General features: G+C 68.3%; 9 protein-coding genes. 7 read left to right on the forward strand and 2 right to left on the reverse strand.

The genetic code is table 11. The features are described 5' to 3' along the window. Nucleotides 1-65 precede the first annotated feature (65 nt). The gene (locus OG946_RS31555; RefSeq protein WP_326799358.1) at nucleotides 66-1,184 is read right to left on the reverse strand and encodes a serine hydrolase domain-containing protein; all 1,119 of its coding nucleotides are present in this window, start codon (nucleotides 1,182-1,184) and stop codon (nucleotides 66-68) included. Between the two features lie 58 nt (nucleotides 1,185-1,242). After that, nucleotides 1,243-1,644, reverse strand: coding sequence for an ArsR/SmtB family transcription factor (locus tag OG946_RS31560; protein WP_047020512.1), 402 nt, complete (start codon nucleotides 1,642-1,644; stop codon nucleotides 1,243-1,245). Between the two features lie 120 nt (nucleotides 1,645-1,764). Here OG946_RS31560 and OG946_RS31565 point away from each other — a divergent pair, with 120 nt between their 5' ends. The 7 genes from OG946_RS31565 (at nucleotide 1,765) to gpmI (ending at nucleotide 12,794) form a co-directional block, all read left to right on the forward strand. Beyond that, nucleotides 1,765-3,198, forward strand: a complete 1,434-nt coding sequence (locus OG946_RS31565) for an FAD-dependent oxidoreductase (RefSeq protein WP_326799359.1) — start codon at nucleotides 1,765-1,767, stop codon at nucleotides 3,196-3,198. Nucleotides 3,199-3,234: 36 nt separating this feature from the next. After that, entirely contained in the window at nucleotides 3,235-4,695 is a 1,461-nt protein-coding gene (locus tag OG946_RS31570; protein ID WP_326799360.1) for an MFS transporter, read from the forward strand. 243 nt (nucleotides 4,696-4,938) lie between these two features. Continuing rightward, nucleotides 4,939-7,305: a molybdopterin-containing oxidoreductase family protein gene (locus tag OG946_RS31575; protein ID WP_442814655.1), complete on the forward strand. Its 2,367-nt coding sequence runs from the start codon at nucleotides 4,939-4,941 to the stop codon at nucleotides 7,303-7,305. 648 nt (nucleotides 7,306-7,953) lie between these two features. Continuing rightward, nucleotides 7,954-9,099, forward strand: a complete 1,146-nt coding sequence (locus OG946_RS31580; protein WP_326799362.1) for a hypothetical protein — start codon at nucleotides 7,954-7,956, stop codon at nucleotides 9,097-9,099. Between the two features lie 20 nt (nucleotides 9,100-9,119). Next, nucleotides 9,120-9,869: an SDR family oxidoreductase gene (locus OG946_RS31585; RefSeq protein ID WP_326799363.1), complete on the forward strand. Its 750-nt coding sequence runs from the start codon at nucleotides 9,120-9,122 to the stop codon at nucleotides 9,867-9,869. A 52-nt stretch (nucleotides 9,870-9,921) separates the two neighbouring features. Continuing rightward, on the forward strand, nucleotides 9,922-11,241 hold the full coding sequence (gene aroA / locus OG946_RS31590) for a 3-phosphoshikimate 1-carboxyvinyltransferase (RefSeq protein ID WP_326799364.1): 1,320 nt from the start codon (nucleotides 9,922-9,924) through the stop codon (nucleotides 11,239-11,241). After that, nucleotides 11,238-12,794 (forward strand): 2,3-bisphosphoglycerate-independent phosphoglycerate mutase, encoded by a 1,557-nt coding sequence (gpmI, locus tag OG946_RS31595; protein ID WP_326799365.1) that lies wholly within the window; start codon nucleotides 11,238-11,240, stop codon nucleotides 12,792-12,794. Before aroA ends, gpmI begins: the two co-directional genes overlap by 4 nt.

Genomic DNA, 12,794 nt, shown 5'->3' on the forward strand with positions numbered 1-12,794 from the left:
TGGCTGGGTATGACGAATCGGCGCTCGTCACCCGGTGTGGGGGCGGCGCTGCGGGCGGGTTGGGGTCAGGCGGTACGGCCGAGGGCCGAGTAGAGCTCTGCGGCGACGGTGTGTGCGGCGTGGGAGTCCGCTGTGAGGCGGTTCTTGGTCAGGGCGAAGGCGATGCCGTGCGTGGGGTCGGCGAAGGCGGCGCTGCCGCCGCTGCCGGTGGTGCCGAAGGACTGGGGTGAGCCGCCGGCCCAGGTAATGCCGTGGAAGTAGCCGAGCGTCTTGGGGCTCGGGTGGCCGAGCATGCGGTCCTCGGCGGAGACGGCCTGCCGGGCGGCCTCCTTGGCGGTGCTGGCGGGCAGGAGGTGTATGCCGTCGGTATCGGTAAGAAGAGCTGCGTACATGCGGGCGACGGCGGCTGCGGTCATGGTGCCGGCCGAGGGGATGTGGGCGCTGAGGTAGTTCTTCTGGTTGCCGAGTTCGGTGCCTGCGGCGACGGGTCGCGGGGATGCGGTGAAGATGGCCGCGGAGTCGGGCAGCGAGGCGATCGCGGCGTCCCATCCGCCGTCCACGAGGGTGGCCGTACGGTGGTGTTCACTGCCGGGCAGGCCGAAGAACAGTGAGTCCTCGACGCCGAGAGGGCCGGAGACGTAGCTGCGCAGGGCTGCGGAGAGCGGAAGCCCTGTGACCCGGCGGACGACCTCGCCCAGGATCCAGCCGAAGGTCCAGCCGTGGTATCCCATCGCCGTTCCGGGCTCCCACAAAGGGGTCAGGCCGGCGATGCGTGCACACATCGCGTCCCAGTCGGTCATGTGGGCGGGGACGGTGTCGGCCGGCAGGTGCGGTACCCCCGCGGTGTGGGTCAGGACGTGCCGGAGGGTGATGCGTTCTTTGCCGTGTGCTGCGAAGTCCGGCCAGTACTCGGCCACAGGGGTGTCGTAGTCGAGTCCGTGGCGCGCGGCAGCGGCGTGGGCCAGGGTCGCGGTGACGCCTTTGGCCGTGGAGAAGCTGTGGATGAGGGTGGCCGGGGTCAGGGGCCTGTCCGCGGCCGGGTCCGCGGTGCCCGCTGCGGCATTGGCCACCAGTTCGCCCTGGAAGTAGGCGGCGGCCTGGAGGCCGGTCTCTCGTCCTTGCGCGACCAGGCGGTCGAGGGCCTCCTGGACGCGCTGCTGCACCTGATGGGTCATGGCAGCCATCGGGCAAACTTCTCCCCTCGCCGGGCCCGTCAGGGACACGGCGTCACATGGTCGGGTACTAGCGAGCAGACTCCGGCTGGGAACAGTTCTCGTTGCCTGGGGCGGTGCTGGAGCATTCGGTGCTCTGCGGGCTGAGCGAGGCAAGCGTGGCCAGGAGTTGGACGGGCTGGACGAGAGCGTCGCAGCACAGCGAGTAGATGTTGCTGCGCCCCTTGGGTGTCGCAAGCACCAGGCCCTGCTCGCGCAGCGGGGTCAGGTGATGGCTGACGAGGGTCTGCGACATGCCGCTGGCGTCTGTGAGCTCGCGCACCGACCGTGCTCGTTCGGCCAGCAAAAGCATGAGAGTCAGCCGGTTCTCGTCTGCCAGTGCCTTGAGGAGCGGTGCCAGACGCCGGGCGCGCTCCGAAGCCGTGGGCAGCGTCGACACGTCCCACAGCTCGATGTCCAGTTCACGTCCCATGGCGCCATTGAACCACATCTCATTGCTATCACCAAAGCATGCTGGTATTAATCGTAAAGCTTGTTCGTTGGAGGGGCGCGCTTCTCGCTGCCTCCAGATCCTCACTGAAGGAAGAAATCCATGCCGGAGAGCGCAAACGGCCAGGGCAGGACCGTCGTCGTGATCGGAGCCGGACCCGTGGGCCTGGCCGCAGCCGCCCACCTCGTGGAACGCGGCCTGGAGCCGGTCGTGCTCGAAGCCGGTGAGCACGTGGCCAGCGCAGTCGCCTACTGGAGCCACATCCGGCTGTTCTCGCCCTGGCGCTACAACGTGGACTCCGCAGCCCGTCGTCTGCTGGAGCAGACGGACTGGCAGGCGCCCGATCCCGAGGCACTGCCCAGCGGGGGCGAGCTCATCGAGTCCTACCTGCTCCCCCTGGCGTCCACCGCGGCGCTCAGCGGGCGCATCCACACCGGCCGGAAGGTGGTCGGGGTGACGCGGGACGGACTGGACAAGGTCCGCAGTGCCGGCCGCGAGGACCGCCCATTCCTGGTGCGCACCACCGACACGTCCGGCGCCGTCAGCGACATCAGGGCGGACGCGGTCATCGATGCCTCCGGCGTCTGGGGGCAGCGCAACCCCATGGGCGCGGCAGGCCTGCCCGCCGCCGGGGAAAGCGCGGCAGCATCCTTCCTGAGCGGGCCGCTGCCCGACGTGCTGGGCAAGGAGCGCGCCCGTTTCGCAGGCAAGCACGCTCTGGTCGTCGGGATGGGCCACTCTGCGGCCAACACCCTGCTGGCGCTCGCGGAGTTGGCCGAGAGCGAGCCGGGAACCTCGATCACGTGGGCCATCCGCAGCGCCCGTGCCGACCGGCTGTACGGCGGGGGCGACGCTGACGGACTGCCCGCACGCGGAGCTCTCGGCAGCCGGCTGAAGAGCCTCGTCGACTTCGGTGTGATCACCCTGGTGCCGCAGTTCTCGATCACAGGGTTCGAGACCGGCGACGGCTGCTGCGGAGGGGGCGGGGCGGTGACCGTACACGCGGTGACCGCCGATGGCCCTCGCTCGGTGGAGGCGGACACCGTGGTCGCCGCCACCGGCTTCCGGCCCGATTTGGACATGCTGCGCGAGGTGCGACTGAGCCTGGACACCGCGGTGGAGGCGCCCTCCGCCCTGGGTCCGCTGATCGACCCCAACAACCACAGCTGCGGAACCGTCCCGCCCCACGGCGAGCGCGAGCTGGCGCACCCGGAGCCCGGTTTCTACATCGCCGGCGTCAAGAGCTACGGGCGCGCCCCCACCTTCCTTCTGGCGACGGGGTACGAGCAGGTGCGCTCGATCGCCGCGGCACTGGCAGGCGACCGCGCGGCGGCCGACGCCGTCGAGCTGGACCTGCCGGAAACCGGCGTGTGCTCGACCGACCTCCCGGACAGCTCGGATGCGGACTGCTGCAGCACTCCGGCCGCCCCGCAGGGTTTCGCCAGCGGTTCCCTGCACGGCTATTCCGGCGAACTGACCTCCGCGACCGCGCCGACGCCCTCGTGCTGCGCAGCACCGGACACCGCCTCCCACTGACCCCTTCTCATTCCACAGAGAGCTGCGATTCCTGCCATGACTTCTGCCGCTTCCGAACCTCAAGTGCGCTGGTCCGCCAGGCAACGGGCACTCCTGGCCGTCCTGTGTCTGGCGCTGCTCCTGGACGGTCTGGACGTCACGCTCGTCGGTGTGGCCCTGCCCGAGATCGGTGCCGACCTCGGCCTGGACACCGCCCAGTTGCAGTGGATCGTCAACGGCTACCTGCTGGGCTACGGCGCCCTGCTGTTGCTGGGCGGCCGCACCGCCGACCTGGTGGGACGCCGAAGGGTCTTCCTTGTCTCGCTGGCAGTGTTCGCCATCGCCTCGCTGATCGGCGGGCTGGTCGACGACGGGCTTCTCATCATCGCCACCCGGTTCGTCAAGGGCGTCGCCGCCGCGTTCACCGTCCCCACCGGGCTGTCGATCATCACGACGACCTTTCCCGAGGGGAAGCAGCGCAACAAGGCCATCGCCATCTACACCGCGTTCGGCGCTTCTGGGTTCTCCTCCGGTCTGGTCATCGGCGGTCTGATGACCGGACTGAGCTGGCGCTGGACGTTCCTGTTCTCCGTCCCCATCGCGTTCGGCGCACTCGTCGTCGGCATCTTCCTGGTTCCCCGCGACCGGCCCAACGCCCGCGGCCGCTACGATTTCCTCGGTGCTCTCACTATGACTGCGGGCCTGCTGCTGCTGGTGTATACCGTGGTCAACGCGCCCGAGGTGGGCTGGGGAGCTTCGCGGACCTTGCTGTCCTTCGTTGGTGTGGTGGTTCTCCTCGGGGCATTCGTCGCTGTGGAGCGCAAGGTGGACAGTCCGCTGGTGCCTCTGCGGGTGTTCCGCCGAGGTGCGCTCATGAGGGCGAACTTCTCGTTCATCGCCCTGCTCGGTTCCTACTTCAGCTTCCAGTTCCTCATGACGCTCTACCTCCAGGGGACGCTGGGATGGAGCCCGCTCGAGCTGGCTCTGGCGCTCCTGCCCATCGGTCTCATCGTCGCCTTCGGCGCCCCCGTGGCCGGCCGGCTCATCCCTCGTTTCGGGACAGCCAAGCTCATCGTGTTCGGCCTGTCCGCCGAGGCGATCGGGTTCATTCTGCTGCTGCGGCTGACCACCGACCCGGCGTACGTGTCCCTGATCCTGCCCACCGTCGTTCTGGTGGGTATCGGATTCGCGTTCGTCTTCCCCTGCGCCAACGTGCAGGCGGTGACCGGTGTCGAGCCCCACGAGCAAGGTCTGGCAGCAGGCATGCTGCAGGCGAGCGGGCAGATCGGTGCAGCTGTCGTCCTGGCGGTCACCACCGCCATCATCGCCATGGACGGCGCCGACGGCGCACAGCTTTCGGCACAGGACGTCCTCGACCAGTTCCGTCCCGGGCTCATCTTCGCCGCTGCCGTCGCGCTGGCAGGTGTCGTCGTCGTCCTGATCAAGCGGCGCACGCCGCAGCCGAGTGCCGCTTCCGAGTCCGCACTCGCACCGGAGGCGGACACTCCCGCCAAGTAGTCCGGACCCGGTGCGGGCGCGGTCACGCGCCCGCACCGGGCTCTGCCACGTCTTCCCACAGGCGCCGAAAGGAACGACCCACCGATGGAGCACCGCACACGCATATCGCGCCGCAGTATCGTCGTCGGCGCCGCCGCTCTGGGCACCGCAGGAGCCGTACCGGCCCAGCAGGCCGCAGCCCAGGCGCAGACGAACACGGCAGCGCGCGGCACTACGCGCGTACCGGGCACCGGTCGACCCACCATGCGCAGCATCGACTTCACCGACGGCTCGGCCGCACTTACTCCTGACCGGACGGTGGCCACCGCCTGCCAGTTCTGCAACGCGAACTGCCGGCTGCACGTGGATCTGAAGGCGGACCGCGTCATCGGCATCCGCGGCGAGGAGCAGGATGCGGTCCAGGACGGCAGCATCTGCGTCAAAGCCGAGATGATGCCCGAACTGGTCTACAACGAGGCCCGTCTGACCTCCCCTCTGCGCCGCGTGTCGGGCCCGAAGGGATCGCGCGAGTCCCGGTTCGAGGAGATCAGCTGGACCGAGGCGCTGGAGACGATTGCCCGCCGCCTCCTGCACTTGCGCGATACCGGGCAGGCCCACACCATCGCCAACCGGGCCACGGGCAGGATGCCCCAGGGCACTACCGCCGTGATCGCTCGTCTCTTCGCCCTGCTCGGAAGCCCCAACAACATCGACGTCGGCCCCGTCTGCAACGACGCCGGCGGCAATGCCCTGGCCACGACCTTCGGCATGGGGAACTTCACCAACGGCTACGGGGTGGACGCCGCAACCGGCAAGCAGGATCTCGGTGCCGCTCGGCATCTGCTGTTCCTCGGCACGAACCAGGCCGAAACGCATCCGGTCACCTTCGAGTTCCTGCTGCGCCGGCGGGAGGAGACCGGGGCGACCCTCACTGTCGTGGACCCCCGCCTCACCCCGACAGGCACGAAAGCCGACCGGTGGGTTTCCCCCAAGCCGCACACCGACTACGCGCTGGTGTTGGCCATGCTGGATCACATTATCCGTAACGGCCTGTACGACCGCCAGTTCGTGAAGGACTGGGTGGCGGGGTTCACCGAACTCGAGCGTCACCTCGCGCAGCACGGCTACACGCCCGCGTGGGCCTCTGAGGTGACCGGGGTACCAGAGACCACGATCATCGAGATGGCGGAGGAGTACGCGAGTGCTCGTCCGGCCGCGATTTTCTGCAACGCGGGAATCTCCCACCAGCTCGGCGCGTTCGACACCTACCGCACTCTGGCGTTCCTGGCCGCCGTCACCGGCAACATCGGCGTCCCGGGGGGTGGCTGCAACTTCATGCACAACACCTGGCCCGGCGCGCTGGAGCTGCCCGCCCTCGATGGGGCGTTGCCCAAGGTGCGGGAGGCGTTGCCCGTGGGGCCGGACTACTTCGCCGAGTCGATTCTCACCGGGGAGCCTTACCGTCTCAAGGCGGTGATCACCCAGGGCAATCCGCTGGTCTCCTCGTCGAACACCACCAAGGTCCGCGAGGCGTTCGAGCAGCTCGATTTCTACGTCTACACCGGGCTGTTCATGGAGGAGCCGGCCTACTACGCCGACATCATTCTGCCCGTGTGCAGCGGTCTGGAGATGGACGGCGTCTACATGCGCCGCGATGACCGCGCCATCCGGTGGCAGGACCAGGCGGTGCCGCGGGTCGGTGAGTCCAAGCCCGACTGGGAGATCTGGGTCCAGCTCGCACGGACCATGGCACGGCTGGACACACGACGGCCGGCCGGTCAGTGGACGAAGGCCTTCCCCGCACGATGGGACAGCTATGCGAACCTGTGGGCCGACTTCGTCGAGCACACCCCCGGCATGGGCGGGATGAGCCGCGCCCGCCTGAGGAAGCGCTCCGAACCACTGCGCTGGCCGTGCCCCACCGACCAGCACCCTGGAGTGAGCACGCTGTTCGCCGACCACCCCAGCTGGTACGAGGCAGCGGCCTCTTTGTCCCCCGCACACCGGGGCAAGCGGTTCCTGACGCCGAGCGGCAAGGTGGAGATCACCACGCCTGAACTGGAGTCCGGCCTGAAGGCTTCGGGCCACGGCGCACTTCCGGTCTTCTACACCCACCCGGAGGTCACCGGGGCGCATCCCACGGTGCGTTTCGAGGAGGGTTTCGTGCCCAACCCCCTGACTCCGCGCGCCGTGACCCACCCGGTGGTCCTGGGTGTGCAGGGCAGCGATGCGGTTCACCGCAACTTCCCGCTGATGGGGATGACAGGACGGCCCAGCGTCGTGCATTTCGCCGAAGTCACGCACTGGACGCGTACCGGCAAGCAGCTCAACGGCGTCCGGTTCATTCAGATCCACCCCCGCACAGCGAGGCTGAACGGCATAGCCGACGGGGACGAGGTGAAGGTCGAGAGCCCACGGGGCTCGGTGACAGGACATGCTCTGGTGTGGGAAGGGATCCGCCAGGACACCGTGTTCGTTCCCAACACGTTCGGCCCGGCGCAATCCGTCGGCGATGTCTTTGGTGCCTCCCGTTACGAGCCGGCCAACGTTCTGCTGGACGACCGCTTCTACGACAACCTCTCGGGTCAACAGGCCTACAAGTGCTTTGCGTGCCGTGTGACCAAGGTCTGACGTCGCGCCCCTGCTGACCCGGCGCCGGACCGAACACGGCGAAGGGTCAGCAGGAAAGCCTGGCCCACAGCGCAAGAGTCATCGGCGAAGCCTCATCGAGGACTTGGCCAGGTGTGTGCGTGCCCATGATCTCTCCCCCGTCAGTGGTCCGCGCCCCGGAAGCGTCTGCCGCCAGGCCGTCAGCCGTTATCTCACCTTGCGGAACTGTCCTGTTCTGATCAACTTCCGACCGGTCCGACATCGACATGCTTCTAACTTGACATGTGTCGAAGCAGAGACGCAACCCCTCATTTCGCTTCCACTGCCGGATGACATGCGATTCGGCCGCCCGCCCGCACTGGGCACTTGCGGGAGCGCCTGCACCTCCATCTGCGGTGCAGGGACGAGTGGTTGACATACCCGTCGGAGCGCTCCTAGTGTCGGCCACTGCTTCGGCGTTCATCGATATCGTGTTCGCCGTACTGCGGTCCGCCGGTCCCCTGCTGCCGTGTGCGCCGCTCTTCACCGCTCTGCGAGCCGTGTTGCTGACAGGGCGAGTTCTGGTGCCGCGTCGCGTCCCCGACCGGCCGTAGCCATATGTCCTGAAACCGACGACGCTGCGTTCCGCCGCGCAGCGTGATGCCGTCACGCCCACAAGAGGGAGAACCCGTGTCCGCTGCGCGCAGGCCGCTGCTGGCCTTAGTCGGAGACCAGTACAACCACGAGGAGCCGGCCCACCCCCGGATCGAACCGCTGCTTCCCGCCTTGGGAGTCGACGCCCGGTGGATACCGACCAGGCACATCGACGACTCCACCGACTTCTCGGTCTACGACGGCATCTGGGTCGTTCCCGGCGCCCCCTACCACGCACAGCAGGGCGTCCATCGCGCTCTGCGTCACGCTCGTGAAGCGGGGCTGCCGCTGCTGGGCACCTGCGGCGGCTTCTACAGCGCCGTGCTGGAGTACGCGCAGAACGTGCTGCACCTGCCGGAGACCGCCGAGCTCGGCGACGACATCGCGCCGATCGAGAAGCTGATCCTGCCCCCCACCTGCACCGCCGACAACAACAACTGGGTTCCGTTGTTCCTTCGCGAAGGATCACGGCTGTCGGCCATGTACGGGGGGCGCACCGAGATCGAGGAGATCCTGCAGTGCGACTACGGCATGGTGAAAGAGTTCCTGGACGCCGCCACTCAGGGTGATGTCCAGTTCAGCGGCTGGGACAACCGCGATGCCCCGCGTGCCCTGGAAATCACCGGGCACCCGTTCTACGTCGCCTGTCTCTTCCAGCCGGAACTCTCCAGCGCCCCGGGCGCAGTGCACCCGGTCGTGGCGGGATTCGTGACCGCTGTATACGAAAAGGCCGGCGTCCCCGTGCCTGACTTCACCGCCCCCGTGGCCGGTGCGCCCGACGTCGACATCGTCGAGTACGAGCAGGCTCTCAACAGCGTTCGCAACGATCCGCAGACACTGGCCGCGTTCACCGCCGACTCGCAGTTCAAGCAGGTCGAGGCCGGTGCCGGCCTGCGGGCGGTCACGCGTTCCAGTGCCGCGGGCGAAGTTCGGATCGTGAGCGTGCAGAACATCTCGCCGGAGCCCCGTGGGTTCTCCCCGGCGGAGTTGCTTCCGCAGGCACAGGAATGGGGCACGCCCGTCGTCTTCCTGAGCGGCAGGATGGAGAGCAGGGAGGCCGACGGCGCTCGGCTCACCTGCACACTGGCGCCCGGAAGCGTGGTCTGGCTGGGGGCGTTCCCGGCCGGCAGCGCCCCCGTTCCCGACTCGTTCACCGAGCCGACTGCGGCCGGGGCGTCGTGACCTCCGCCTCCGCTGCCACGTTGGTCGCCGTCGTCACGGGCGCCGGAAGCGGAATCGGGGCGGCTACCGCGGTACGCCTGGCGGACGAGGGCTACAGCCTGGTGCTGGTCGGACGCCGCCAAGAGCGCCTTGAGGCGGTTGCCAAGAAGGTCGAGGCACGCGGCCGCCAGGCCGTTGTCCAGGTCCTCGACGTCACGGACGTGGCTGCGGTCAAGGCCTTCGGGCTGAGGCTCGAGCGCTGTGACGTCCTCGTCAACAACGCCGGCGGTGCCATCGGCACCGAAGAGGTGGAGGAGGCGGACCCGGCGGACTGGCGGGTGATGTACGAGACGAACGTCCTCGGCTCCCTGCAGGTGACACAGGCCCTGCTCCCGCTCCTGGTGAGCAGCGGCAACGGAACGGTCATCGTGCTGTCGTCGACCGCCGCGTTCACCGTCTACGAGGGGGGCGGCGGTTACAGCGCGGCCAAGCACGGCCAGCACGCGCTGGCCGGAACTCTGCGCATGGAACTGTGCGGCCGCCCCGTACGGGTCGTCGAAGTCGCGCCGGGGATGGTCCACACCGAGGAGTTCAGCCTCAACCGCTATCGCGGCGACCACACCAGATCGGCCGCCGTGTACGCCGGGGTCGACCAGCCTCTGGTCGCCGACGACATCGCCGATGTCATCGCATGGGCAGTCACGCGACCCGCTCACGTGAACGTGGACTTCCTTGTGGTCCGGCCACGCGCTCAAGCCGCTCAGCACAAGGTCCACCGCGCCGACGTGTAGTACGCAACTCCCCTGTATCCCGGGTCATTTCAGACGGAGGAGAGCACACATCATGACCGGACTGCCGAAGAATCCGATCCTCGACCTCGCCGAGTACGAAGTGACCCCGGTCAAGAGCGTGAATGCCACGGTTCCCGTGCTGGGGTCCAAGAGCTACACCAACCGGCATCTGGCGATGGCAGGGCTCAGCAGCGAACCGACCACGCTGCACAACGCACTGCTGTCGCAGGACACCCTGCTGCTCGCCGATGCTCTGCGCGCCTTCGGTCACGTCACCGTCGACATCGACGAGGCCACGAACACCGTCACCGTCACGCCCAACGGCAAGCAGATGACCGCACCGGCGGACGAGATCAACATGGGCAACGCCGGTACCCCGATACGCCTGCTGATCACGATGGCGGGACTCGCCCACGGCACCACCGTTCTGACCGGTTCGGAACGGATGCAGGAGCGCCCGATGGGGCACCTCCTGGACGCGCTCGACCCGCTCGGCGTCCCGGCGCTCGAACTGCGGGGCAACGGCTGTCCACCGATCTCCGTAGAAGGTCCTTCCCTGGTAGGCGGCACCACGTACATGCACGGCACCGTCAGCAGTCAGTTCACGAGCAGTCTGCTGATCAGCGCCCCGTACGCCCGTGAGGACGTAGAGGTCAGCCTCATCAGTGAGCTGCTGTCGAAGCCGTACGTGGACATGACGGTCGCCGCGATGGCGGCCCGCGGCGTTCAGGTCGAGCGGCAGGGCTACCGCTCGTTCACCGTCCGCGCCGGCCAGCGGTACACCGGTGGTGATGTCACCGTCGAGCCGGACGCCTCCGGCATGTCGTACTTCCTGGCAGCCGCGGCCATCCTCGACGGGCGCGTCACCATTCCCGGTATCAGCGGCGACTCCGTCCAGGGCGACATCGACCTGGTCCGGGCACTGGTGAGCATGGGCTGCAAGGCCGATGTCACCGGCGACAGCATCACCTTCGAGGGGTCGGACAACCTCACCGGCATCGAGATCGACATGGTCAACATGCCCGACGTGGTGCCGACCCTCGCCATCGTGGCCGCCTACGCCCAGGGCACGACGCACATCACCGGCATCGGCAACCTGCGGTTCAAGGAATGCGACCGCATCGATGCCGTCGCAGCCGAACTGACCAAGATGGGCGTCACGGTCCGCACCACCAAGGACACCATGACCGTCGAAGGCGGCCGGCCGCACGGAGCGGTGATCGACACCTACGACGACCACCGCATCGCGATGGCGTTCGCGATCTGCGGGCTGCGCACCCCCGGCGTGATCATCCGTGACCCGGGTTGCGTCACCAAGTCGTTCCCCACCTTCTGGGACCGGCTTGCCGAGCTCGACCAGGATGCCTCGTGACCCTCTCACCCGGCATCCTCCTCATCCTCGACGGCTGGGGCGAGGCAGCGCCCGGTCCGGGGAACGCCGTCGCCGCAGCTTCCACCCCTCATCTCGACGCACTGCGGGCCCGCTGCTCCAGCGTGCTCCTCCAGGCTTCCGGCATCGCCGTCGGCCTGCCCGAGGGTGTCGTCGGCAACTCCGAGATCGGCCACCTCGTCATGGGAGCCGGCAGGCCACTGGCGTACGACAGCCTCCTCGTACACCGGCAGGCGGAATCCGGCGCCCTGCGTCAGCACGCGGTCCTGTCGGCAGCGTGTGGCCGCCTCGCCGGATCCGGCCGGGCGCTGCACGTGGTCGGCCTTTGTTCGGACGGCCGGATTCACTCGGACCTGTCCCACATCGGTGAGCTGCTGGGCGCAGCGGCCGACGCGGGACTGAGCCAGGTGTGGCTGCATGCGATCACCGACGGACGGGATGTCGCCGACGGAACAGCGGCCGACTACCTGCGGCGTCTTCGGAAGATGGCCGATACGGCCGGAACCGGAACGATTGCCACGGTGATCGGCCGCAACTACGCCATGGACAAGAGCGGCCGCCGCGACCTCACCGAGCGCGCCGCCGGTCTGATCGCCGACGCCGTCGGCGAGCGCACCGCACCGGACGAGGCCGCTGCCGTGGGAAGCGAAGGCGACGGTTGGACGGCTTCCACGGTGCTGAACGGTGGCCCCGCCTATCCGGGCATCGTGGACGGCGACACCGTGCTGTTCGCGAACTTCCGCAGCGACCGCACCACGCCGCTGGTCGACCTGCTGTACGAACGTCTGGAGTCCAGCGGGCGCACGCGGGTGCGTCTGCTCAGCCTCGCCCAGTACGACACGGACACGCCGTTGGAAACGCTCGTTGAGCGCGCTGACGCCTCCGGCGGGCTGGCCGATGTCCTTGATGAGCTCGGTGTGCGTTCGGTGCGGATCGCGGAGCACGAGAAGTTCGAGCACGTCACGTTCTTCATCAACGGGCGTTCGACGGCGGAACGCCCCTGCGAGCAGCACCAGAGGGTGCCCAGCGCGTTCGGTCCGCACTACGTGGAGCATCCGCAGATGAATCTGGCCGAGGTCACCGGCCAGGTCATCGCGGCATCCGCCAGTCCGGACATCCCGCTGGTCATCGCCAACCTGGCGAACATCGACGTCGTCGGGCACACCGGCGACTACGAGGCCACTGTCCGGGCCGCCGAGGTGACTGATGAGGCGGTCGGCCGGATCTGTCAGGCGGCAGCCGGGCACGGGCGGTGGGTCGTTCTGGTCGGGGACCACGGCAACGCGGAGCAGATGATCCAGACCGGGGCCGACGGCACGGTGCGTCCGTACGGCGGTCATACCCACAACCCGGTGCCGTTCGTTCTTGCCGACCCCGATGGCCGGCGTCTGGCCGCCGATCTGTCTCCGCAGTCCCTCACGCTGCCTGCCGTTGCGCCGACAGTTCTGGACCTTCTCGGCATTCAGGCCCCTTCCGTCATGTCGGCCCCCTCGCTGCTGAGTGGAGCCGGCAACCGAGCTGAACACAAGGACTGA

Source organism: Streptomyces sp. NBC_01808 (assembly GCF_035917395.1).
Lineage (GTDB): Bacteria > Actinomycetota > Actinomycetes > Streptomycetales > Streptomycetaceae > Streptomyces.